General features: G+C 38.9%; 23 protein-coding genes and 1 pseudogene. 14 read left to right on the forward strand and 10 right to left on the reverse strand.

All coding sequences use genetic code 11. From position 1 onward, the window contains the following. On the reverse strand, positions 1-1,047 hold a 1,047-nt coding region (locus tag JW841_11515; GenBank protein MBN1961565.1), incomplete at its 3' end, for a hypothetical protein. 254 nt (positions 1,048-1,301) lie between these two features. On the opposite strand from JW841_11515, the gene JW841_11520 reads away from it, so the two are divergent. Beyond that, positions 1,302-1,604 carry a hypothetical protein gene (locus JW841_11520; GenBank protein MBN1961566.1) on the forward strand — a complete coding sequence of 101 codons (303 nt, stop codon included), beginning with the start codon at positions 1,302-1,304 and terminating at the stop codon, positions 1,602-1,604. A 60-nt stretch (positions 1,605-1,664) separates the two neighbouring features. Here the strand turns inward: JW841_11520 and JW841_11525 are convergent, their stop codons facing one another. The 9 genes from JW841_11525 to JW841_11565 form a co-directional block, all read right to left on the reverse strand. After that, on the reverse strand, positions 1,665-2,138 hold the full coding sequence (locus JW841_11525; protein ID MBN1961567.1) for a DUF4143 domain-containing protein: 474 nt from the start codon (positions 2,136-2,138) through the stop codon (positions 1,665-1,667). Beyond that, on the reverse strand, positions 2,116-2,289 hold the full coding sequence (locus JW841_11530; GenBank protein MBN1961568.1) for a hypothetical protein: 174 nt from the start codon (positions 2,287-2,289) through the stop codon (positions 2,116-2,118). The genes JW841_11525 and JW841_11530 overlap by 23 nt, the downstream gene beginning before the upstream one ends. A 132-nt stretch (positions 2,290-2,421) precedes the next feature. Next, entirely contained in the window at positions 2,422-3,033 is a 612-nt protein-coding gene (locus JW841_11535; GenBank protein ID MBN1961569.1) for a hypothetical protein, read from the reverse strand. Between the two features lie 844 nt (positions 3,034-3,877). Then, the gene (locus JW841_11540) at positions 3,878-5,521 is read right to left on the reverse strand and encodes a hypothetical protein (GenBank protein MBN1961570.1); all 1,644 of its coding nucleotides are present in this window, start codon (positions 5,519-5,521) and stop codon (positions 3,878-3,880) included. A gap of 35 nt (positions 5,522-5,556) precedes the next feature. Next, the gene (locus JW841_11545; GenBank protein MBN1961571.1) at positions 5,557-5,808 is read right to left on the reverse strand and encodes a hypothetical protein; all 252 of its coding nucleotides are present in this window, start codon (positions 5,806-5,808) and stop codon (positions 5,557-5,559) included. Continuing rightward, the gene (locus JW841_11550; GenBank protein MBN1961572.1) at positions 5,780-6,820 is read right to left on the reverse strand and encodes a hypothetical protein; all 1,041 of its coding nucleotides are present in this window, start codon (positions 6,818-6,820) and stop codon (positions 5,780-5,782) included. Before JW841_11550 ends, JW841_11545 begins: the two co-directional genes overlap by 29 nt. Positions 6,821-6,907: 87 nt before the next feature. Further along, on the reverse strand, positions 6,908-7,222 hold the full coding sequence (locus tag JW841_11555; GenBank protein MBN1961573.1) for a hypothetical protein: 315 nt from the start codon (positions 7,220-7,222) through the stop codon (positions 6,908-6,910). Next, entirely contained in the window at positions 7,215-8,687 is a 1,473-nt protein-coding gene (locus JW841_11560; GenBank protein MBN1961574.1) for a hypothetical protein, read from the reverse strand. Before JW841_11560 ends, JW841_11555 begins: the two co-directional genes overlap by 8 nt. A gap of 116 nt (positions 8,688-8,803) precedes the next feature. Beyond that, positions 8,804-9,205 carry a hypothetical protein gene (locus JW841_11565; protein ID MBN1961575.1) on the reverse strand — a complete coding sequence of 134 codons (402 nt, stop codon included), beginning with the start codon at positions 9,203-9,205 and terminating at the stop codon, positions 8,804-8,806. Between the two features lie 222 nt (positions 9,206-9,427). On the opposite strand from JW841_11565, the gene JW841_11570 reads away from it, so the two are divergent. The 13 genes and pseudogenes from JW841_11570 (at position 9,428) to JW841_11630 (ending at position 25,084) form a co-directional block, all read left to right on the forward strand. Next, positions 9,428-18,136 carry an HD domain-containing protein gene (locus JW841_11570; GenBank protein ID MBN1961576.1) on the forward strand — a complete coding sequence of 2,903 codons (8,709 nt, stop codon included), beginning with the start codon at positions 9,428-9,430 and terminating at the stop codon, positions 18,134-18,136. A 13-nt stretch (positions 18,137-18,149) separates the two neighbouring features. Then, positions 18,150-18,917 (forward strand): hypothetical protein, encoded by a 768-nt coding sequence (locus JW841_11575; protein ID MBN1961577.1) that lies wholly within the window; start codon positions 18,150-18,152, stop codon positions 18,915-18,917. 134 nt (positions 18,918-19,051) lie between these two features. Continuing rightward, positions 19,052-19,453 (forward strand): Rrf2 family transcriptional regulator, encoded by a 402-nt coding sequence (locus JW841_11580; GenBank protein MBN1961578.1) that lies wholly within the window; start codon positions 19,052-19,054, stop codon positions 19,451-19,453. Between the two features lie 84 nt (positions 19,454-19,537). Beyond that, the gene (locus JW841_11585; protein MBN1961579.1) at positions 19,538-20,050 is read left to right on the forward strand and encodes an ATP-binding cassette domain-containing protein; all 513 of its coding nucleotides are present in this window, start codon (positions 19,538-19,540) and stop codon (positions 20,048-20,050) included. Continuing rightward, positions 19,987-20,280: pseudogene (locus JW841_11590) on the forward strand (Fe-S cluster protein). Before JW841_11585 ends, JW841_11590 begins: the two are co-directional and overlap by 64 nt. 164 nt (positions 20,281-20,444) lie before the next feature. After that, entirely contained in the window at positions 20,445-20,669 is a 225-nt protein-coding gene (locus JW841_11595; GenBank protein MBN1961580.1) for a hypothetical protein, read from the forward strand. 87 nt (positions 20,670-20,756) lie between these two features. After that, positions 20,757-21,944 (forward strand): mechanosensitive ion channel, encoded by a 1,188-nt coding sequence (locus tag JW841_11600; protein MBN1961581.1) that lies wholly within the window; start codon positions 20,757-20,759, stop codon positions 21,942-21,944. Between the two features lie 113 nt (positions 21,945-22,057). Next, positions 22,058-22,555, forward strand: coding sequence for a hypothetical protein (locus JW841_11605; GenBank protein ID MBN1961582.1), 498 nt, complete (start codon positions 22,058-22,060; stop codon positions 22,553-22,555). A gap of 1 nt (position 22,556) precedes the next feature. Then, a complete protein-coding gene (locus tag JW841_11610) occupies positions 22,557-23,069 on the forward strand; it encodes a hypothetical protein (protein ID MBN1961583.1) in 513 nt (170 codons plus the stop codon). Positions 23,070-23,226: 157 nt separating this feature from the next. After that, positions 23,227-23,532: a type II toxin-antitoxin system Phd/YefM family antitoxin gene (locus JW841_11615; protein MBN1961584.1), complete on the forward strand. Its 306-nt coding sequence runs from the start codon at positions 23,227-23,229 to the stop codon at positions 23,530-23,532. Further along, positions 23,510-23,938 (forward strand): type II toxin-antitoxin system VapC family toxin, encoded by a 429-nt coding sequence (locus JW841_11620; GenBank protein MBN1961585.1) that lies wholly within the window; start codon positions 23,510-23,512, stop codon positions 23,936-23,938. The genes JW841_11615 and JW841_11620 overlap by 23 nt, the downstream gene beginning before the upstream one ends. A gap of 331 nt (positions 23,939-24,269) precedes the next feature. Next, positions 24,270-24,545, forward strand: a complete 276-nt coding sequence (locus JW841_11625) for a hypothetical protein (GenBank protein MBN1961586.1) — start codon at positions 24,270-24,272, stop codon at positions 24,543-24,545. Between the two features lie 5 nt (positions 24,546-24,550). After that, positions 24,551-25,084, forward strand: a complete 534-nt coding sequence (locus JW841_11630; GenBank protein MBN1961587.1) for a GNAT family N-acetyltransferase — start codon at positions 24,551-24,553, stop codon at positions 25,082-25,084. Positions 25,085-25,640: the final 556 nt, after the last annotated feature.

Raw genomic sequence — 25,640 nt, forward strand, 5'->3', positions numbered from 1 at the left:
AGGCGAATCATCTACTCGCCATTGAGCTTTACGAACGGTTTTTTCATAAGTTAGCACTTCGGCTTTTTGCATTTGATTGGCGAGACGGTCAGCAATACGTTTTAATCCGATAAAGCGAAAAAATGCCGATATCGGGGTATCGGTAATCATGTTTTCGCATTGCCATATCGGTCGAAATTTTTTATCCCATTGTTTTTCAAGCTGGCCGTGGGGGTTCTGATTGCTATAAACAGTAGCGCCCCAATCATTAATACTAGGTAATTGATTAATCGATTTTTTAATAAGTAAGACAGTACATTGATGCGAAGTTAAAGATGATTTGCCTTTTCTATCTATATAATTAAAATCACATACACTACTCATGGTGGCGCCATTTTCAAGTTTTTTATAGTAACTTTTAAGCCTTTTGTTGATGTCTTGCTTTATTGCCGGTGCTTTAGGTCCGATTATGTCTTTTACGTGTTTCTCAAAAAAACGTACCATCAGGGGATCATTAAACTCGAAATTATTTGTTTTAAGCGGTTGCGTTTTCTGGTTTTTATTTGCTTTTTTTCTATGGTCTAGGTGTAGTTTTTTTAAGTCACTATAAAGTTGGGAGAGATTTTCTTTACTAAAACCATCGTGTAAATAGGTGTCCCACAAGGCTTTAAAATACTCGGGCTCGTGGTTGACCACTTTGTCTACATCATTGTTAATAGTTGTGTAAGTCGCAGCTTCATCAAAATGTGCCGGATTAGATAAGGGATAACGTGAAGTTCTATCTTCATAATTTTGGTAAGCTGCGCGTACTTCACGGTCAAAAAACACGATGTCGTAATCAGATGGGATTTTGTTATATTTGGCTTTGATAAAGTCAAAGCAATCTTTATCAAATTTATAGTCAGGCTGATGTTGTTTTGCCGTTTTTGCTTTACGATGCTTTTGTTTTTTTTTGATTGACAAAGCGTCATTAAGGCGTCTGACATCATCATCATTATTTATAAAAAAATCAGATGAAACATCACGCCAAGTTTCTTTTAAATTATCAAGCTTGGAAGTTTTAGCCATTATCAGACTCGCGAATTTTTAATTAGGTTATCGCAGAAATAGCTAAATAAGTTGCTAATTTATTTTAGTTATTATGGTATTAATAGTTTATTAATTAATAAATAAACTATTACTTTAAATGATGCTACCAATAATATAGAAACAATTAAGGCAATACAGATTATAATATTATAAGAATGATATTTAAGCGACTCTTTGCTGGGCAAAGAGATACAAATAGCAGATTAATATGGTTGTCAGTATAGGAGAGTTTTATGTTGCTTAAAGCACGGTTGAAAAAGTTTCTGTGTGTATATAGCGTTATCCAATTGCTTAATATTTTAGTTCAAAAAAATGCATATGCTACTCAAGCGGTATCAGCTAATGCAGGTGCGCTATCAAAAGTCGATAAAATTTTTGTTTATCATCAGCCAAATAGCCACAATTGTATTGATTTACTTTCACCTGAATGTACATCTGCAGACTTTATTAATGATTTACCTATTAGCGATATATGGCCGACAATACCTCTGCAATGTTCAGCAATTATAAACCCAATAAATAAACTTTTAAGGTGAAAGAATACGGTTAGTTTTTTCATTATGATCAATTTGGTGTGTTTTTTAAATAATCATAAATTACATGACTCCTGGTAATAATGCTATTTTAAGTATACCATTAGCAATCCAACGAGTCGCACCTATGGGGGTAACTACTATGCATGCAGCGAATTTATTGCCGTAAGTTTTACGAAAAGCCTGCAAGCCAACTAGGGCACTTGGTTTTATGTCTTCACCCCATTTACATTCAAAAGCATAAAGTCGCCCTTCATGTTCAAGTACTAAGTCTACCTCGTGACCATATGGAGTACGCCAATGATAAAGGTTAGCGCCGTTTTGTACAGAATCTATTACAGCTTGTATCTCAAGACAGATCGTTGCTTTAAAAATAGCACCAAGGGATGGATTAGTTTGTAGTGTAGGGACGCGCTGTGTTTGCAATAAGTAGCATATAAGGCCAGTGTTAAAAAGCATTCCCTTTGCTCGCTTAGAAACACGCTTGATTAAGTTGCCGCTAAAAGGTGGTAACTCACGCCACAGATTTGCTCCCATTAACCAAGTTAGCCAACGTGTGGCTTGTTGGTGCAAAGAGATGTTTTAATGTTGTTGATTTGCCGGTTTGGCGTGCACCAACAAGTGCCACAAAAGGAAATTCTCTAATAGCCGCTTTAAGAATTTTCTCAATCAAACGCGCAAGATACATGCGACAAATTTAACGTCATGAGTTAAATTTATCGAGATTTATAATTGTTATGTAATTTCAGCATGATAGCGTAAAATAAATTGCTTAGAAATGCCAATTAAATCAGGACAGCTATTTTTGTGGTGTTTTGGTCTAATCTTGCGAGCGATTAGTCGTGTTGTCGCTATCGGTAGCAAAGGCATAACCGAAAGATAGCGAGATGACGATACCGCTATCAGTGGCAATACGCATTGCGGTTTTTTGCACCGAGTTGAAACTGCCGCTAACCACCTCAATATTCGAGTGTAAAAGCCAAGCATAGCCAGCATTAGCCATAAAGGTAAAACCGCCTTTGGTCATGTATTCGATGCCGGCAACACCTTGAATATACGGCGAGCCGCGTATTTTATACTCTACGGTGTTGTTATTAGAGGTAAGCTTCGCTTTTTTACCCATAGTGCCAAAGCCGTACAATATGCCCGTCCCGATAAAGGGTGTAAAATTGGAGGTGAACAGATTAGCGCGCGCCCGCAAGCCCACCTTGAAGCCGGTAGAAGCCAAGCCCAGTCCGCCGTCTAAGCAAAGATGCGGTAAAGGATAGTAAAAGACATTAGCGCCAAGACCAGATAAGCCGTTCCAGCCGAGTTCACCAGCAATGGCGAGCTGTCGCTCTTGACGCGGATCGGGCTCGGAGAATTTTCTTACCGGGAGCTCATTGGGAGCGTCGGCGGCGATTATCATGATAGTGGCTAAAGCAAGTAGCATCGATTACCTCATGAAAAATGGCATAATATTTTGATAGTGATAGCGAGATTATCCTTACGATGAAGCCATAAGCCATAAGCCTCAAGGCTCGAGTTTGACGCTTGTCTATTTGTAAATATTCTCTTCGTTTAGCACGAATTGCATCTACGTTTTGCATTTATCGTAGTAAATACATCATGATACACCTTATTGATGCTGTGGCAAGAGCGGCCAGCAATGCCTCAGTTGTTTTTGCAACAAACGGTACTCAAAGTCCTCGCCAGGGGATTATTGCGGATTATTGCCATCTGACACCAATGCAGATCACTTAAGCCAATATTTAAGCAAATTTAGCATGTTAGAGTTGCCCTAAGCTGAGCTTGCAACATCTCGCACACATTCAGTGGTAGGCTTTGATTGATGCAGTATTTGCAAATCATTTTAAGTAGCGAATCACTGCCGTATTTATCCTGCACTCTCATGACCTTACGTTTGCAAGACGTTTGTAAGCGCTTATGCTCGGGCAATAAGTAAATTGTACTGATTATATTTAGTTGATTTTTATTTTTAAAATGCTAGCAACATTTTTAGGTGATAGCGCTAAAAGGACCGCAGGTGGGACTCGCGAACGAAACGTCATACGCCAGTATGAAGTCAGTAACCTTCATCCGGTACTCACAGTCGTTGGCAATTGCTGCTCATGTCGAAGCCGTCTCGTGAAGATGAGCGAGCCTGCCAAGGGCCGTAGCGCGATCGTAACATTTTAATTATTTTGGGATATTTCTTAATTGACTGGCGTGGTGTCTGGCGACTGGCATGGGTGTTTGGCACTATTAAAGCACTATTAAAGGCTATTAAAGGCATGCTAACGAATTTCAACTATAATTATTTTTGAATAATAATCGGTAAAGGCGATTTGTGCTTGAAAGGAGTGCTTGCCTGATTGCAGCGGCCATCTGGTAGAGTATGGATAAGAGGCTACCTGATATAATTTACCATCAATATACCAGACTATTTCTGATTTAGATGAGTTAGACGGTAGCGGTTTGATATAAGCTTCTAAGGCGAGCGTAGATACATTAAGTGGAGATTCAGGATCTCTTATGATAGCCATATTAGGTTGTGGTGAAACTATGGCAATCTGTGGTCGAACAAGTTGTTGCGATGAGTTTTGCGGTTTTCTTAATCGTTCTAAGTATTGACGCGTTGATAACGGGGTAACGCCATTAGTTGATTGACGTAATTCTGATTTTTCAAACCAAGTATCATACTTTGCTGGTAAAACGACGGCATTTTTAAGTACAGTAAATTTAGTTGGTGTATTGAGGTTAGCAAGTTTGCCATTGCGTCGATCGATGGCGACTTTTATATGAGCATCACAATGTTCAACTGGTTCTTCACCGGGGCGAAACCATTCAAAAAAAGTTTTATCACAAGCATCTGTTGCTAGTTTACCGGTTAAACGACATAGCTTATATTTGTTATAACCAACAGGCGGCGCAAAGGACGAATCAGATAAGCCATCCATTTTATTTGGATGTAAGGCGGTTAAAATATCATGAACTAATACTGCTGCAGAAGTTGCTCCAGTTAATCCTTGCATTGGGTGATAATCAGGGTGACCAAGCCAAACAGCAACTAGGTATTTGTTTGACCAAGCAATGGTCCAGGCATCTCCGTAATTATTAGAGGTACCAGTTTTAAGAGCAACCGCAAAAGGATATTCCATCTTTGACATACGATGAAACGAAGGCAGTCGTGCCAAAGGATCAGCTAAAAACAAAGCTAACTGTTGTGCGGTTTGCTGAGATAATAATCGAGATGGTGCTTTAATAGGTTGAGTATTAAACCAACGTAAATCATGTAGCAGCCCATTATCAGCTAAAACCGTATAGGCGTGTGCCAAATTAATTAAGGTTACTGGCATAGTGCCAATAGCCAAGCCAAGGCCGTAATAATCAGCATTATATTTATTATCATGAAGCCCAAGTGAGCCTAAAAAAACGTAAGCTTCGTTGAGTTTAACCCGAGATAATAATTCAATCGCAGGAACGTTTCTTGAATTAGCCAGTGCCATACGCAAGGGTAGGGGGCCGAGAAAGTCATCATCAGCATTACCAACGCCATCACTAACGCGATGCAAATCATCTAAAATCGTTGCAGGTGTAACAACGCCACGCTCTAGTGCAAGAGCATAGATGAATGGTTTTAAGGTGCTGCCAGGTGATCGTAGTACTTTACTGTAATCAATAGCGCCAGCATGTTCTTGATTAAAGTATTCGCCAGATCCAACATGGGCGAGCACCGCAAAATTCTCTTTATCAACTACAAGCGCTGCAGCATTAGTAGCCCCGAATTTTGACCAAATTTGCAACCGATTTTGAATTTTATCGGTAACCATTTGTTGTATATCTAAATCAAGGCTGGTAATAACTAAGGGGTCAATTTTTTCAGATTCTATCAATGTATAATTAGATAATAATTCTTCTAAGTAGAATATGGAATGCATCGCGATATTAGGTCTAACATTGTGATGTAACACAGTTAAATCATCAATTTGGTGGTCACTGTTTGGTCATCAGCACCGGTAACCGTAGCTTCAATTACATAGGTTCTTGGTTGTGCTGTAGGTTCTATTGCCGGGTTTAGTGAAAGTTTGGCTGATCCATTTTCATCGGTGGTATCACTGCGCTCAAGTATACCGCTAGATTTAAATTGTTGTCTTCCCGAAAAACGTTCATCAGTAGAAAAGACGTAGCTTTTCTTTTCAATTGATTTCCATCGGTATGGGAACACGATAAATGGTTTCCCAATCAAAGCTACCATTTATTTCTAGTGTACTACCATTAGTAGAATAGCTTAAATTTTTAACTGCCGGAGAGAAACGTACTAAATTACGACCTTTAATCGGATCGATTGCTTCTGGTAGGGTAGAAAAATCGACAAAGACCGCCCGTTTTGTACTACCGCAATTTAATACTTGGTCTTTAGTTAAGCGTGAGCCACTAGGTGTAATCGGAAAACGATGTTGACCGCATCCCATTGCAGTAGCACGAAATGGTTTTGCGGTAGCGAAGTTAAGTTGCGAGAAAGATTCAGTAGCATCATCATCTAATGATAAACGTAGATGTACGATAGCTCGGGTAAGAAGGGGTATTGGGTGATGTAATTGTAAGATATAAGTGGCAGAGTCGTTACGGTTTTGTCGAGCTTTGGCTTTGATTTCGAAATCTTCTTTTTCTAACCAACGAGTGTTTTGTTCATCACCAAGTAAAGAACGTAACTCGATAGTTATCATGTTGCGTAAAGCAACAATATCTAACGGCTCGGGGAAGGTCATTGAAATAGATTCAACTTCTGGCAGCTCTTCAGCATTGTTTACGGGAATCGTATCATTAGGAACGGACATTAAAGTGGTGAGATGTGTTGTATTACCTTGAACCCGCCATGAAAAGCGAGTTAATGGTGGCCACGGCTCAGCCGGGCGAAACTGTAAGGTACGGCTATCAAGCCAAGTAAACGCGCCGGGGTGTCGTGGTGATACTTCAACAAATTTCGCCGGTGTATCTTCAGGTCCTGGTAATATTGGGCCAACAGCGCTAGTAAAAAATACGGTTACCGGATCCCAACGACGTAAAAAATGATCTGGAATAACTATGGTGCCTGAGCGGGCTTTTGGTCTTAGTAAAATAGTGTCATCAGCTTGACCGCTTTGCATAATGCTAATGAGAGTAACAACTACAGTGAGAATAATTGATATTAGCAATGCAACTTTGTGGCGCTTGATTTTTTGTATTATGACCTTCATCTTGCTTCTCCGCTAACGGCATGAGGTGAGATAGAGCGACCAGCTTGCTGTAAATATAGACGAATCACTTCATTAGGTGGACCAGTATTAGAAGGTGTTAAACCTGCAAGAGCTGGACGTACGCGATGTCAAAAGGCCTCCATCTGTGGGGTCAGAAGCGGTTAAATGCAAACCGAGGTGACCGGCAGAGTTACCGATTGGGTTAACCGTAATAAAATAATCACCAGCACGTAAATATTGTTGAATTAAAAAATTGCGCCCTTCACCACCACCTTGTTGTCTTATTAAAGAAGTTATAACTCTAGTGCGCAGAATGCCATTAGTTGCTAACAAACCACTAGTTTCTAAGCGGTAAATTCCAGGTTTTGTAACCTTGACGATAAAAGAGTGATATTCATTCATAACGTTTAAGATCAAAGAATATTGGTTTGCTGGTAGTTAACAGAGGATATTTAGGGATAGCTTTTAACGACGAATCTGGCAAAGGTGGCAAGGGGGATTTAGAAAGATTTTGTAACGGTATAAACTCTAATGAATATATTGTAGTTTCTGCTAGTTGATGCCGAATGCTAACGGTGTATTGGCCGGGTGACAGTTGCTGCTGTTTATCCCAAGTTTTGCCATCAATAGATGTTTCTAATAACGAACCATTTTCGGTGGTGGCGCTTAGAACGCCTTTTTCTTTAATTACAATCGGTACTTGCATTTGCTCATTTGGTTTTTGTGCCAAAGGCAATGCGTCAGTAAGATCGACGGGCAAAGGTCTGATAATAATACCAGCGGCTTGTTCGGGCTTTTGGTTTAGATAAATATAATATGAATGGTTGGGTGATAATGAGACCTGAGGAAATGTAACCGTGGCATTAACCCAAGCACTTTTTCTTTTTTCTTTTGATTTAAAGAATTCAGCAGCATTTTTAAAAGCTGAGGCTGGTGGTAACCCAAGTTCGATTATACCTTTTTGTATTGGACTTACGGTTAAGACATAATAACCAGGGTCTAAATCCCATATTGATTCATTGGTTTTAAAATTTGGGGTTTGGTAACCATGTGGTGGATAAAGCATGTATGGTTCGATTTTAAAATTAGCTTCTACACCTTTAGCGACGATGCGGTATTTACGATGGGTGCTACTGCTGGCGCGCAAGAAAATAGTTAAATCACCGAGAAGGTTAATATTGCAATGCCAATAAGGCTTTTGCTCTAAATCAATAACACGTGCATCAAGTGGTCTAATATGACCACGCTCTGAAGTATTCTCTACAATAAACGCAGTAGTATCAACCGAATCAATTGCATGTCCGGAATGTACGCTTGAGATCCAAAAATTACCGGGTGGTAGATAAGTTGAGTTCTGTCTAATAAATTGCTGCAACACATAAGATTGACCTTGATTTGCTTTTATTTGCACCAAATCAAAGCCATTATGTGAGCTGGCGTTTACTTCGGTCACGGGGGGAATAGATTTCTTAGTGATTTGTGACCAATTACCTGATGCAGAGAAAGGATTATTTTTAGAATAATTAGTAATAAGTAGGTTTGCTGTTTGCGCTTCAGGTAATTCGAGGCGGTAATAGTTGGTGGTGCCCGGTACCAGATAACGATCAATACCAAAAGGTGACATCACAAATCTTTTGCGGCCAGCACTAGCTAATTTGGGGATGCCAAAGCGTAAGTAAAATGGGTGAATTTTTGATTCTTCTGACCAGGGTATACTTGGGCCTCCATATGCCGTGATCAGATATAATCCAGGGTTAAGTTGAGTCGCGATGCGACAAGATATTAAAGGCTGACCTTCTTTAGGCGATAAGTGTACAATTTGAGGTGCTACATCTAAAAGCCAAGTACCTTCATGCCAAATACGCAAATCAGCAAGACTGCGGCCAGCAGCTTCTAGTTCGACATAGCGGGTTTCTTTAATTTCAAGCCAATAAGAGAGCTGTTGAAAATCGTGAAGCTCTTCGCTAATTAATTTGTATTCTATTAATTTCGGTGATTTTTTGCATGCAATTCTTTGAATTCATGAATTTTAATATTGGCTTTGCCATGAGCCTTGGGGTGCCCATGAGTAATCAATTTATAATCGCCATTTTCTAAAAATTCATCTAAACGACCGTTTTTTTGACCAGCGGCACCATAAATTTTTCCTGGGCCAGCCATACGATCGACCAATTGCAGACCAACACCCTGCTTGCTATTAGCAATAATGGCGTAGCGACCGAATTTAGCGATTTTAATGTTGATCGAATTCGTGTTGTTGGCAGGAACTTGGCTAGCAGTGGGGGCAGAGCCAGAGGCATGCAATAATTTAAATGAAAACAATGAAGAAATTGAAATTGTACAAACTGCACTAATAAACAGGACGATTTTTTTTCTTTTGGTCATTATTATTACTCTTGTTTTGGTTGGTCGTTTATAGCATAAAAAGAAACAGGTTCTTTCAATTTTTGTGTTTAATAAAAGGCAGAATGGATATTAAGATCTCTATCATTTATTTATAAATCATTATAGCGTTATCTTTTAATAATTTTTATAAACCAAATTCTCACTCGTATGTTAATAAATAATATTAGCTAACAAGATTAATAATCGCGCGCGGAGTTAAGTATGGGTCTTCCAACTGAGTCTGCAGGCTCAAGATCTCGGCCTGTTAATGACAATAGTATAATTAATTTTAGTGGCGATGATCCCAATTCTTTTACGGCTAAGCGGCTACCTGACGGAAAAATTGAATTTACCAATGTTAACGGGAAATCACTAATTAAAGTCGCTGAGTGCTGGCTTACCGAGATGTGCAAGAGTGAGGAATTTTGTCAAAAAGTCAAACAACGCGCCAAAATTGATTTAACCATAGCCGGTGCTCCACAAAAATACGCGCAAAACTTTGCTGTTTATATTTTACGTCATACCGATTTTGTAAAACTTTGCTCAGAAAAACCATTGACGATTGATGAAAATGCCAAAATTGATAGTCATACCATACTAATTTTACCATCAGCGGCGCAATATGTTGCTTTTACCCATAATAATGCACTTATTAGCGATAGATATGTTGATGTTTTTAACCGTGTAACTAAAGATAAAAATAGCGATACAGCTCAATTACTGCCAAGCAATACCGGCGAGCCTACTTACGCAAAATTCATTGTTCCTAAAACTATAGAAGAATGCCAAGAGCGTATTGAAAAATTGCAAACCGAGATGAATGATCTGCTTGAGCAGCAAAGGCTTGCCGAGCAAAATGGTTCTGCAACTGATTTAAATACAGCTCTTTTATTGCGAGATAAAAATCAAGAGTGGCAAAAACTTATGCGTTATTTGCCGACTTTTGGTTTAGGTATACCAGCAGATAAAGAAGCTATAGGTGATGAAGAGATTACCGCGAAGTTTGAAGAGGCGCAAAAACCAGAGTCTGATCTGACTGCGGCAGAAAAATACTGGTTGAATAATACAAAAGTTAAAAATTGGAATCTAGAGCTTACCAGAAAAACCAACAACAATTATAGCATTCAAAAACGCCTTGAACATTTAGGTGTACCAGTCGAGGATGTTAGGCGTTTTATTGTAACTTCTGAAGTTACCCCAGAATTAGCCAGAGTATGTGAGGCGGCAAAGTGTCAACCACAAAAATTTCATGGCATTGAACAACAAAACTTTCAAGATGCTGTTAAAGTCGCATTGTATCTTGATAATATTGCGCGTTATCGTGCTACGCTTGAAAGAAAAGAAGTTAATGCGAAAATAGCATTAGCTAAAACCACCCAAAAAGACGAAGTTAAAAAGAATACTCTGATAGAATTAAATCAAGAGCTAACCCGATGTAATAAACGTCTCGCTTCGCTTAATGCAATTCGCAAACAAGTACTAATTACATCCAATAGATATAACCGAGCATGGGAAGCTAGCGTTGCGCAAAGTTCGCGTGTTCACTTTAAACGAGCGGCTGACTTAACTGCCAAAGCGCATCAAACTAATAGTGATACTGAAAAACAAAAATTATTAGCGCGCGCAGAAAAAGAAAAAAAAATAGCTAATAAACAAGCTAATGCATTAGTTACTGGCTATCGCTATCAGGCTGATTTAGCGCAAAAAGCTGGTAATACTAATGCGGCTGATTCTTATCACTATAAATCTGCTGATATAAATTTTGGTGCCGCAGCCGGTGAAATTAATTATGCAGCTAATAATCAAAAGCCACTTAAACCAGAAGAAGTTAGCAATCTTAATGAAGCGCAAATAGATCTTGATGCGGTTAGCAAAAAAGATGCAAAATTTAATCAATATTCAGCGCGGCTTGAGCAAACCCGCGCTTGGGCCTCAGAAAGTTGGCTACTTGCTAATGGCTATAATGACGCTTTAAACAATAATGAACAGGCAGCACTAGATAACGCCCAAAAAGAGGCGGTTACTGATGCTTTAAAAGAAGCACATGACCAAGGTAAATCTTTAACTCCCGCGCAAGTAAAGTTAATCAGCCAAGCCGCTGAAATGAACGCAGCGCGCAAGTTTATTGATGATCGTCGCGCTGATAAGCTAAGTTATCTAACTACTGAGCAGCGTGAAGAAATTACTAAAGTATTAACGACTCGGGTTGCCGCTAACACCAAAGCTTTTGATTATCTTGATAAAGCTCTAGATCAGCTTAGTAGTCCCGATGAAAAAATATCACCTAAGCAACAACAGTTAAAAGTACAAGTAAGTGCCGAATGGTCTAAACAAGCAAGCGTGGTATTGCTTGAACGTGGTGATCTTGAACGCCACCAAAAGTATGATCGCAAAATAGAAGAAAGAGAGCAGATCCCTTTTAACCTAGAGGGGATGACGGTAGCGCAGCTAGAATCTGAAGTAGACATTGCTCGACGTAATTATGCTAAAGCTAAAACTGGAAATGGTAGTTGGTTAGAGACTGATAATTATTTTAGAAATATTCATATCGCCGCGTGCGGTCTCGATATTGCCGAAAAGAAGCTTGAAGTTGCTAAATTGATTGAACAGGGCAAGCTAACCCCAAATGCTTGGCGTGAGTATAATGCAATTATTAAAAATAACGAGCTAGAAATTGCCAAAATACAAACAGTGCAAGCAAAAGATGTATGGTGGGAAAGCGATCTTGATGAAAAGCGCATAGCACAAGTAAATAAACGTGAAGAGGCGGCTAATAGCCAAGCTGAACAGGCCGTTTATGATCTCGACCATCCCATAGAGAAAACCCCTGTTGGTAAGGCGAAACAGATTTGGTCTGATACCCGCGTTGCGGTACTTAATGGGGCTAAAACTCAAGTATCAGCTACTAGTACGATCAATAAGCCTGATGTCGCAGATTACATTTATAATAAACTAGACAAGGTACGTTCATGGGCCACTAACTCAATAGCCATATCATTAGATGATAAACGCACAGTATTATCATCAGTAAATCAAACCGAATATGCTCTTGATCAACATTACCAACTCGAAGAGCTAACTTCAACTAGTTATAAAAGCTATCTTGATTCGCGAGTTGATCAACGTAGACCTACAGTTTTGGCTTATGAAAAAGTTAACCAAACTATTGAATCAGGCATTAAGACTGATGAATTTATAGATATGGCTTTAATGGGGCCGAGTGCGCAACTAACTTATACACTCGGAGGCCCGGTTGAAACCAATGGTCCAGCGCAATGGTTTTTTGATACTAACAATGCTCGGCAACAACTCAATGTTAATAATGGCGCTCTAAATTTGCAAAAAGCTATTTTGGTCAAAGACCAAGACGATAGTAAACAAATAGATACGAAGCGAGATGATCTCAGACTACGTCGAGAAAAGCTTGCTAAAAAAATGGAGCAAACCGCTAAAGCCTTTGATGCCAATATTCCAACTGAAGTTGATCAGCAAAATTCACAACAAGTTATTGATGAGGCGCATGGTCTAAGCACTAAAATGCATGGCCGGGTTAGTGAAGTAGCAGCGGGCGTGGGTTTGCCGATTACCGTACAAAATGAACTAGCAGTTGGTAGCGATAAAGCTAGCAAGATAGTAGACGCCAATAAAAAAGCCACAGCTAGCAGTAATCTTGAAGCATCGGCTTGGCGTGCTTATGAGCAAGTTTATAAAACTGCTGCCAACGGTTGCGCAACCATAGATGAACACGGTAAAATCAAGTTGGCTTATACCTTTTATGATATAATAAATATAAGCCATACTGCTGAAAAATTGCATCAAACTGCACAAGATGACTATGCACAAGTTGCCAAAGAAGAGCAAACCGCAACTCTTGAGTTTGCCAAGCAACAAGCTACCTCTGCAAAAGCAATCACGGATAAACGCCGTAGTTTTTATGATGCTTGGTGTGAAGCATTTCGCAAATCAATAAAAACACGCGCTACTAATGCTAAACAGGCAGTAGATGAAGGTCAGCTTGATCTTGATATTTTATCAAGTGAATCAATTCATGTGTTAGGCAAGGTTTTAAGTGCCTATCAAAATGAAGAGTTGCTGTGGGATTTAAATGGTCAAAATTCGCAAGCTGCTTATACTAAAATAAATCATGCCAAAGAAGACTTATTAGTTGGCATTGGCAGACTTGAAGCTATGTATAACGCCGCAGTTACAAAAGGCGGTAATGCTGCTGGCGACGCTTTTATTGCAATGTTGCTAGCCAGCGTAGTAAAACGTGATGACGAAGCAGACTTTACCTCATTTCACCAAGCCAAAGAAGGTATCAATAGCTTAGGTCTAGTGCAATACACTGAAAATAAAATTGCTGATGAACAGCAAATTAAAGATGACGAACAGCGAGCGCTTGATGAAATCCCTTATTGGACACGTGTATTTGGCAATGACCATATTGTTGTCATGGGGCCAAGCCGCGGATCGCTGCTTGCGCAAACTATGATCGAATTGCGCAAAGACCCATATTTTACTAAAGTGGCGCAAGTAGGTGACTGGGGTGATTTAGGGGCTAGCGCCCAAATGGCTTTGTCATATCAAGGCATGCCATTTTTGATGAAACTCGGCGCCGAAGAACATCAAGAAAATATTCAATTTTTTCAAGAAAATATGAAGGCGATAATGTTAACCCAAGAAGCTTTTGTGCTTCTTGGATCAATTGCATTGCCGATGGCCGCACCTGTAGCAATTGGTGGCGAAGCTGCTGAAGTTACTACCATAACTACACGGATAATGGCGCTCATTGAGCGTTCAAATTCATTACGTACAGTACTTAATCTGAGCAATGCTGCCGCAAAAGCAAGAGTGCTTACTGCTGTTCGTTTTTTAGTTGGTGTTGGTCAGATGTACACCGTAACTAAGGCCCAGCAAGTGGTAGTTGAATTGCTTTCGCCTATTTTGGGCGAAAATAGTGATGCCTTAAAAATTGCCGCATCATTAATGCAATTTGTCCAAGTAGGTACTACTGCGCGTATTGCCTCTGCTTCGCGTGGCACCATGGTTAAACAATTTTTAACCGGTGCTGCTATTCCAGGTGCCGACTTTTTAATTCGCAATTTTATTATCAGTAGAATGCGTGATCCGCAAAAAGCCGAATGGGCTAATAAACTGATGGATTACGCCATGCTTATAGCACCTTCGTTGCAAAGCGAAGCAATGCATGCACACGCTGCTAAAAATCAAGCTAAAGAAACGATTAGCAAACTAACACCTGAACAGATGGCAAAAATGACCGCTGAAGGTGTATTAGGTAAAGGTCAAGCGGCAGAGGTGCTACAAAAGCAGCTTGAAAGTTATTTTAAACTACATGATAACAATCCCTATCCAAGCCGTGAAGAATTTGAAAATAATTTTTCGGCGTTCACTAAAAGTATTGAAACCTATAATGCTTCGCTGCAAGACAGTAAAGCGCGCATTCCTTTCGAATTAGTTGCAAGTATACGAGGGATGCAAGCGGCAGACTGGGCATTTTCTTATGCGGCAAAGCAAAACGGTATTGATCTTGAATCAAAAAAAATTACTGCTGCTGATATAGACAAAATTGAACAAAATGCCAAAGACGAACTGAAGAATCTAAAGCCACCAATCGAAAACAGTGAAATCGATACCTTTGTAAAACTACGTTTAGCACCGATGTACGCAAAACAATTATCCGAACTACCTAAAGATAAGCCGATGACAGCTAACCAAGAGCTAGCGGCACAAAAGCTAGTTGATATGTTTGTTGAGGCGGGCAGTGCGAGCGGTATAAATGCACTTGCAGGTTGGTCAGCGCTAGCCAAGCAAGTTGGCTTGCATGACCAAGCCGCTGAAGTTTTTGCGTTATGGGCGACTGATCGACAATACGCCAAGCAACTAGTCAATGGTGCTATGAGTAAAGATACTAAAATTAATACCGAAACAATGCGCGATATTCAATTGGCAATTACAAAAGCTGATAATGCAAAATCAACCGCAGAGTTGATGGCAGTTTATCGAGGTGAAAAAGAAATACCTGCTGAATATCGCGAAGCGTTAGCTAATGAGGCGGCCTGCAATTTTATTACTGATCGTTTTGTTACGAAACTTGGTGAAGCAGAAGCTGCAACTTTAAATCCTGAAGCTAAATCGACCAGCGATGCAACGAAATTGCGGCAAACGGCATTAGCAGAATTTGCCAATGAGTTTGTCACCTTAAAACTACCAGATGAACGACGTAATGCTGTTGTACGTAACGTAATGATGCGTTTTGCTAGTATTGCTGCTAAAGAAGGCAAGACACCAGCACAATGTGCTGATATTTATCGCCAAACTTTAAATGAAGTTGCAAGTAAACTAAACCTAGCTCAGCAATCGGCCATTGAAAACATAGTTGGTGATTATGGGGCAATTCGTTTCTATGTAGACTATCAACAGCAGCTTACTAAAGGGGAAAAATATACCCAGCAAGATATAGCTGCAATACTTACAAAAGATTATGGTGTAAATGCTGATGTTGCGCAAATAAAAGCAGCTGACCTTTTTAAACATTTAGAACAAATCGATCAAGCAAGCAATCAAGTAGCACAAACAATCAAAGTAAATGAAGCATTAGATAATGTTACTGCCGCAAAAGCAGAGCCAACTAACAATAAAGAATCTTCAAACTTACCAGCAACTATATTAATACCAGCTTCTAAAGGTAATAAGTCAAAATCACAAAAATTTGAGCCATTGGCTGGTTATCATATTGAAACTATTAGCCAAGATGGTAAGGTTAAAGTATTTAAGTTTGAAAATGGCAAATATACTAGTCATACTTTTGATGTTAGCGAACTTGTCGAGACTAACCCTAAGCGAGTTATCGGCATTAAAGTAAAAATAGATGGCATTGAGTATATTGTTAGTGAGCATGATGGCGTAAAATTTATCCTTAAAGATAATACTGGCAAAGAGATAATATTAAATGCAGCTGAACTTTGTGCAAACAATAAAGAAGCCATTAGTGCTCATTTTGCCTCGGTTCGTACAAATTCAACTAAAAATGGAAATGATATCGGCAATGGGTCACAGTTACCATCTTTCGAAATTACTAAATTGGCTAAAGAGCGACTCAATAAATATGTCGATAAAAAAGAGCTAGATAAGAAATTTACTAGTGATGAAGCGACTAAAATCAAAATCGAAGAACGTTATAAGAAGGCGATAGAATTTATTTCGCAAAGTGACATACAAAAATCTATTGATAATGTTTTTATGGGCATGGAAAAATTACCTCCGCAAGTGCGTAAGAGTTTGCGCGAGCATATAGAGTATAACGCTTTAGAACAGCATTTTGATAATCCCGAACAATACGTTAGTCACGGCTTTGACCATTCGCTTAATGTCATGCGGCAGTTAGAGAAAGCACTACAGAATAATCCTCATATCATTAGAACCATGAGCGAAAAGTACGGCTTAAGCGATAATGAAAGCCTGATGATGATGCGATTAGTCGCAATTTATCATGACTTTGGTTATCCAGCCGTTGGTAATTTAGGTAAAGCCTTGCATGCTATAAGCGGCGCTGAAATCGCAGCATCACCAGAGTTTGTGGCAATAATGAAGAAAGCCATTAGTTCTAAAACTGCGAAGTTTGATGAGCTAATGTTCGATTTTAAAAATGCGATTTTATATCACTCTGCAGATAAGGTTGAAGTATATCGCGACGCGAAAATAATAATGGCTCATGGTGAGTTTATTGTTAACGTTGATGATATCGTTCACGTTTATAATACATTAGTGCGCGAAAAAGGTGATTCAAAAGTACAAATATATTGCAATAAAGAAACAGAAGTTAAAATAAAAGAACAATTGGCTAAAGTAACTGTTAATAAAAATGATGGTACAAAACAAAATATTAAACTTGAAAATTTCGAATTTCTGGGTGAGCAAGCTGGTCATATGACTAGTGAAGGTAAATTCAAAGGGCGCAAGGCTGACCTGGCTAAAAAAGATGATGGTATATTGGGTATAGAATATCGCGAAGTTAGTATAATGAGCGATCCGATGAATTATATGATCCGTTTGGCTGACAATCTTGATATGAGTGCAACGCGATTTTCAGAGATTCAGCGCTCTGCTGCATTTCAAGAGATTTATCGTCGCTTTGGTCCGATGGCGGGGCAAAATCCGCCGACCGGTTGGTTATTGGCGGATTTAGGGCGAATTGAAAAGGCCGAAAGTAAGTTAAGCAAACAAAAAGATAAATTAGAAAAAGAGCAAAAAGAACTTAGAAGCAGTCAGTTATCAACGAAAATAAAACCTGATGAGCGAAAAGTAATTACCGATCGTTTAGCGGCAATAGTAGTTGAGCTAAAACAATTAGAGATTAGCTTCAAGGATAATGATCGAAAATGGGCTGAGGTTATACAAAAACGCGAATATACTCAACTTGTTAAAGATTTTAAAATTAATACTGAGGGTACTCAAAGTAAGCAGTCAGTTGTTGAAGATTATAAGACTAAACTTATACAAGATATTTTAACAGAACCAAGTTATCAGTCAGAGTTAAAACGTTTTAGCGCTGAGCAATTTCTTAAAATTGGAATGAGTGCTAATGACGAGTCGATACGACATTTTGGTGGTTGCGAAAGTGTCAAAGATGTTGAGCTGCGCGATGCTGGTGAAAAGCTTGTAATAACTGTTGATGATAAGTTGTTTGCTAATTTAAATGCAACGCAAGTAAAGGAAGAGACGCGAGATAATACCGGTGAATCCAGAGAAGTCTCGGTAGGTATAGGTGAATATCAAATCTGGCGTGCTTATGAGGCTTATCGTAGTCTAAAAAATAATGAAGGCAAAAACACCACCATTACTGTAGTTAGCACTACCGGCAAAGTAATTATTGCTGATTTTGCTAAATATTTTGAAGCGAAAAATCAATAATTAAGGAGAGAGCATGGGTCCGATTTTAGATAAAATTGCCGCTGAAATGGATGAACAATACCGACTACATCCAGAGCTAAAAATAAAAGTGCAAGAAGAACGGGCCAAACAAGAACATGAATTATTTTTAGAAACTGGTGATGGCAAACTTTTTACCTACATTGAAAAAAAAGCCACCGCTTTTGGTGTTAAAGCCAGCTATTATTGTGGTAAGTATGGATATATGGAATTTACTTTTGGTGATGAAACTATACCCAGATATTTGCACATTGAACATGGAATAGCGGTTGATTATACGCGGATACTCGATTTGCAACGACCATGGTGGCGAGAGGCTTTGTTAGATTTTTATTATAAAGGAAAACTTGAGCATATTGGTTTAATCACACCATCGGTATTTGAAGCAATTTGTTGGTATGCTAATAAAGAAACAGCAACTAAGTTTCGTCTTGATAATTTGCTTAAAGCTGCAGGCAAAAGCGCTAATGGTTATGAGGACGAATACAAAGAAGCTGAAATGTATGCGCCACTAGAGGCAGTTGCCCAGCAAAAATTAATGAAAGCATTAGTAGATTTTTGGCAGCCAATAGTTGCGCCAGATTTTATTATAGATTTTAGCAACGGTGGCGGTGAATTTCATCGCAAAGTACGTCTGCGTCCGCAAAACCAAACCGCGCTAATGGCGATGATAGAAGGTAAAGAGTCAGCTAAAGCCGCAGTACAAAAAATTATCGACAACTATGATGCGTTAGTAAAGTATTTGCAAAATTTGCCTAATTAAAGAGCATTGATTTCTGCTAGCATCTCCTTAATCATCCCAGCATGAGACAATAAATTGCAAAAAAAAATTTGACAATACAACTCATAAAGTGTACTAAACAGATAGGATAACTAGGTTAAGCGGGAGGTCAACTCATGCGTTTAACTACACGTAGCGAATACGCTTTATTGGCGTTAATTTATTTGGCCCGCAATGATGGGATTGAATATATAACATCAGAGACGATTTCTAAAGCTCAAGCAATCCCGTTGGCATATCTTGAACATATTTTAAGAGCTCTAAAGCAAGCGCGATTTCTCACTAGTTATAAAGGACAACATGGTGGGTTTCGTTTGGCTCGATCTGCAGATGAAATTTCTATCGCAGAAGTAATCCGTCTGTTTGATGGTGCACTTGCACCAACACAATCGGTGAGTGAGTATTTTTATGAAGAAACACCTATTCAAAAAGAGGACAAAATGATCGAACTTTTTAAAGGCATTCGTGATTATGTCGCAAATAAATTAGAAGAAACCACTATTGCCGAGGTTATTTAAAAAAATGCTATAACAAAAAAAAATTAGAAGTTAACATTTTTTTATATGTTAATACGACTAAACCAATCGACTAAGGCGACAAACATGATTGAAAAGATAACAATTTTTGGTGGAATTAGTACGAATGGTATGTCTGATTTAGTTGAACGTATTAATCTTAAAATGGGCGATGTTGTTAGTATTGTTGGACCAACAGGCTCAGGTAAGACGACATTAATAAATGATATTGAGCTTTTTGCTAATGGCAATACACCATCAGGAAGACGGGTGTTATTCAACGATACACCAGCACCATTAGAATATCGTGATGATCCTTCTAAAAATCCTGTTGCCTTAATAACTCAGCATACGACTTTTCTTTCTGATATGCCGGTCAATTCATTTCTTACCACTCACGCTAAGATTCGTGGTGGCAGTCCAAGCGAGATCAATAGTTTAGTTGAAGAAACCATCTCATTTGCGAACGAACTTACTGGCGAACCACTATCAGCAAAATCGCGAATGACTGAACTCTCTGGCGGTCAAACAAGAGCCTTACTTATTGTGGTGAGGTTATGGATGTTGATCAACGTACAGGTGTTATTAATTGGTGTGTAACCGGGCCTTTAACACCGAGACAACATGGATATAAAGATATCGGCTACTATATAGCAGAAGCTTACGAAGGACTTGTACAAATAAGTCGTGTTGAACTTAAGATCGGTATGCGTTATTTTTTTCAACCTGACATGTGTATGCTACAATGGCGTCATTCAGGTTTAGTAAATTATCTCAATCGCACAGCTAACCAAGTACAAATTCGGCTTGAGGGATTATGGATTGGTTAGCCCTCAATTTAAAGTGCCTCAAGCACCGTTAATTTTGCACCGTTAATTTTGGTGGCTATAATAAAAAGAGTGACTTATAAAAATACAAGTGCCATAACTAAAATTTAAAATTGCCAAAGTAAGTATCACTGCGTTTTAATTAACGCCTAAAAGGGATTTGTATTGTGATCGCATGGGATTACCCAGCCTTTATTATTGCCGCAGTAGTTGTAGCTTTACTGATAACTTACGGTTTATTGCGAGCTACCAGAAAAGCGCAAAAACCAATCTATGTTTGCAATATCTGCGGTCGTCGCCATAATGCTGTAGGTGCATATGAATGGCGCTATTGTCCTTATTGTGGTGCACCACGTGATGCAAAAACTACCGCTGATTTACCAAGGTATTAAAGGGAATATAAATTACTGGCCATTAAGTTGTTAAAACATCGTCATTAAGGCTTGACCTTCACTGATAGTAATGTTCGAAAACATATTATGAAATTAACACTGCGTATTGTTGCCTTAGTTTTATTATCACTGGCTTTTATAGCGGTATTAGGTGCCAGAAGTTCTTTCTCTAACACGGCAATTGCAGATTATATACCTTCTGCAATTTATGAATTAAAACTTGGTGGTGTTTTATTATGGCGATGGCTGGGCTTAATTTTAGCTATATCAACTGCAATTTTTTTTGGCGTCGTACTTGCGCGAATTCTACATGCCATTGCTGCGTGGTTGACAAAGCAAACTAAGTTTTCTTGGGATGATGAACTTTTAGTGATTTTATTTGGGCCAGTACGCTTATTACTCGCGATTGGTACCTTTGCAATTTTCGTTCGTTGGCTGCAATTTGGCCCGCAGACAGCGCCGATCATCGACCAGTGGCTGCGCGTTTTCACTATTGCAGGTTTAACTTGGGCGGTTTTATGTGTACTTGGTTTTATCTCGCGTTTGTTGGCTGCGCGTTTTAGTCGTGATGGTTCGGGAGCTCAAATACAAGCTCGTGGGGTAATTACCCAAACTCTCGTGCTTAAGCGCGTTCTTGGGGTAGTTATAGTATTTTTGGGTGTGACCCTTATGTTATTGCAATTTGATGGTATGAAAGTAATAGGTACTTCGTTGTTAGCTTCTGCAGGTGTTGCAGGTTTAGTACTTGGTTTAGCGGCACAGCGTTCAATTGGTATGCTATTAGCCGGTATTCAAATCTCGTTTACCCAACCCCTTCGCGTTGGTGATGTTGTAATCATGGAAAACGAATGGGGTACTATTGAAGAGATTACGCTTACCTATGTGGTAGTAAAAATTTGGGATCTGCGACGCTTAGTTATGCCGATAACGGCTATTTTAGAAAAGCCATTTCAAAATTGGACTCGTTCAAGCGCAAATATTCTCGGTACCGTTTATTTTCATGCTGATTATACTGTTGATGTTGATGCTCTACGTAGCGAACTTGAACGTTATGTAAAAACCAGAGATGAGTGGGATAAAGTAGCTATAGGATTAGTGGTTACCAATGCCACGGCCCAGACGCTTGAATTACGAGCGCTGGTATCTTCTGAAAATGCCAGCAAGAATTGGGATTTGCGCTGCGCGGTGCGCGAACATATGATTAAGTTTTTACAACAATATAATGAAGGTAAAGCATTGCCTCGCACTCGTATAGAATTACTGCAAAATAACTAGCATATATCATTGCGATTTTAGACTATGGCAATTTGGTTTTATGCGATTCGGCATTAATTTATGTCATTACATTTGTATTGACAATATCCATTATGTCAGCGACTATATTATTTATGCAGCACGAAAATAAATCGACATATTTGCAACTACGAGTGTCGCAATCAGAAAAACGTATGATTCAGCGCCAGGCAAAAAATGCGAAAATGACCGTAAGCCAATGGGTACTTGCGCGAATTGACCCTATTCTGCGTCAAGAAATACAAAAATTATGTATTTCTATAGGATTATCGTCGCAACCATCATATTTGTTAGCTGAGTTGAATGATTTGCTAAGTCGTATGCAACGCCCTGAATTTGAGCGAGTGTTCGCTGATATTATGCGCTTACCAAAATCTGAAATATTGCAAAATCAAATCGCTGCGATGATTGAGCTTACTGCACATCGTTTACATGCTATAACCCCTCAATGGGTATGTAATATTCCTCCTCTTACAACGCCAGTATTTGCTACTAAACTTAAAAATCTTCGTTTGCATTTATTACTGCATAGTCCGCCGCCATTTAAAAAACGTAATATTTTTGTAGATGCAAGCATAGGTGAACGTATTTAAAATGCTTACCAAAGATGCAATACTGAAATTATTCAATTCGCTTAACGAAGAGCTTGCCAGACAAGATATTAAAGGTGAAATATATTTAGTGGGTGGCGCAGTAATGACTTTAGTATTTGATGCTCGTGCATCCACTCGCGATATTGATGCTCTATTTTTGCCGGCGACAACTATACGCAACGTAGCTTTTAAAATCGCATCTAAGCATAGCATTGATATAAATTGGCTTAATGATGCAGTTAAAGGTTTCATGAGTGAATGCGGCGAATTTAATGAATATCTCGAACTTTCTCACTTGCGCCTCTATACAGCACTGCCCGAATATCTTCTAGCTATGAAATGTTTAAGCATGCGTCTTGGCCCTGAGTTTCATGACGAAGCTGATATTCGTTATCTATTACGTTTTTTAAATATTGAAAAATATGAAGAAGCTCTTGCAATCATCAGCCGTTATTTCCCCCTAGAGCGTTTTATGCAAAAAAGCCTTTATGCTCTCGAAGAGATATTAATATAAAAGTAAAAAATAAGCTAATACCATGATATTATTAGCATTATTGAGAACAATCTGCTGATATTTATCGTGGCGCTTATAAATGTCTTATAAAATGTCTTATAAAATATTGACATTATTGATTGATTAATGCATTAATCAATCAATAGGGGCTGGTTATATGTCTCGTGTTATTAAAGCAACTGATGCACGTATTGGTTTTGGCAAACTTATGAATCGTGTGGTTAACGATGATGAGCCTGTTATTGTCGAACGCTCTGGTGAACCTCAGGTTGTCATTATGTCTATTCGCAACTATGAAGCGCTAGTTGCCGCTTCAGGCAAAAAAAATGATTTGGCTATTCTTGATCGGGTGTTGACTGTCACGAGACGGATCTTTGCTAATAAAGCGATAGTCAAAGACAAGCCTGAAGACATTTTACGACAAGTAAGAGAGGCTCGTGATGTCCAAATGGATATGCGCTGATGCTAGTTATATATTACGTTTGCTTTTAGGTGGTACTGAAAGTGAACTAGCGGCAGAGTATTGGCGTAATTGGATTAACCAAGGATATACAATAACTGCACCTACTTTACTTTATTATGAAATCACTAATGTTTTATTTCGTTATCATCAATTAGGGCAACTTGATCTTCAAGATACACAACAATTGCATGCAGCAGCTCTAGAGCTACCTATAGTGCTACAAGGCGATGCAGATTTGCATCGTGCGGCAATAACCATAGCTGCTGAATTTAATTTATCAGCAAGTTATGATGCCCATTATCTGGCAATAGCTCAACGATTAAAATGTGAGTTGTGGACTGCTGATCGTAAACTAGTAAATCAAGTTTCATCTCGTTTCGTGGAGCTTAAACTTTTTGAAGCTTAGCGAAGCTTAGCTGGAAGTTTAGCCGCAGCACTAGTGCCAGACGGCGTTACTATGTCAGCTCTGGATATCACGCGGCCTGCAAAAACTGGCAATATAATGGAGGTAAATCATTGCGTCCCATTCATGTCGAGTTATCGCAAAATATTTCCGACATTTATTCGATAATACCGATGCCATCAGTTAAAACTATTGGGCTAAAGCCAAGTTATTAATTGATCAAGTTACGGATGGCTAAAAAATATAAATCAATAAGCCAATCAATAAGTCTATTGATGTTTCTAGTAGAAAAATCTACAATAATGTAGAAGTGTAGCAAAGGACGATGATTGTAATGTCTAATATTCAAGTTTCAGCAATGATTTCAAGAGAAACTAAGAAACGTTTAGAGCAATACGTGCGGGCTCACGGTCTTAAGAAGGGCTATGTTATTGAGACAGCATTATTACACCATATCTCAGCTTTAGAATCATTACCAACGAGCGTTTTAGTCCCTTCGAGGTTGGTGGTTTCGCAAAAAACTGGGGTAGAGATAATCAATCGTATTAATAAACCAGGTAATCCCACTGCCGCCATGAAGAAATTATTCGACAAAAAGCACAATAGGTAAACAACATGGCTGGTGTTATCGAGGTCAGGCTTCTTCGCGCATCTGACGAACGTTCTAATTTCGAATCCGGCAACATTGAACTAGACCATTTTTTTCGTAAATTCGCTGGTCAGAACCAGTTTCGTCATCATATTGGCGCGACTTATGTAGCAATCGAAAATGTTAAAATAGTGGGTTATGCAACAATTGCTGCAGGTCATATCGAGATTGAAAATCTTCCAAAAAACAAGAGGCAAAAGTTACCAAATTACCCATTGCCTATACTTCGTCTTGCTCGTTTGGCAGTAGCTAAAGAAGCTCAAGGTAGTGGAGTTGGCCGGCTGCTTCTTCGTGTAGTATTTGAGATCGCTGGTAATATGGCTAAAACGGTTGGATGTATCGGAGTGGTTGTTGATGCTAAAGACGACGCAATTACTTTTTATCAGCGATATGGTTTTGAACCTTTTAATGTTATTGAAGGTGCATTAGAGAGTCGACCTCAGACTCTACCGATGTTTCTACCTATTGGCGCAATTCCTTATTCCCCCTTGTCAGCTTAAATTTTAAATGGTAGGCGCCTTGCGGTAATTTAAAAAATTGCAGGCGAGGTTTAAAGCAAACGAAAAGGCGCAAATTATAAGTAGATCATAAGCAGATCAAGTGTCGCAAATTGCTACATTTACAAGTTACGAAAGTGTCGCAAAATGCGACATATAAAAATTAATAATCTCGTAACTATACGAAATTATTAAAAAGCCATAGTTGGCCTAAAGTTTGCTTGCAATGCCAAGCGAGGCACTTTTAAAAATTAACCCGCCTCAAGAGGGTGAGTGCAATGCATAAACAATTATTTAAGTTGTCATTATTTTTAACTTCAGGTTTTCGCGCTGTCGCGACTTCGCGACTTCGCTAAGCTAACCTTATGCTCACGCAGTATTCATACAATAATATTATTAAGTGCTGCGATGTTTATCCCAGGTTGTTTAGCGCAAAGTGAAAAATATCAAGAGCTTGAATGCGTTCAAGGTGATTCAAGCAAAGTTTGTCCTCAAGGTCAGGTTTGTTTAGATGATAACAAATGCCATCAGCTTTGTTATGACGACCCTACGATATGTG

The sequence above is a fragment of the Deltaproteobacteria bacterium genome, from assembly GCA_016931625.1.
Lineage (GTDB): Bacteria > Myxococcota > XYA12-FULL-58-9 > XYA12-FULL-58-9 > JAFGEK01 > JAFGEK01.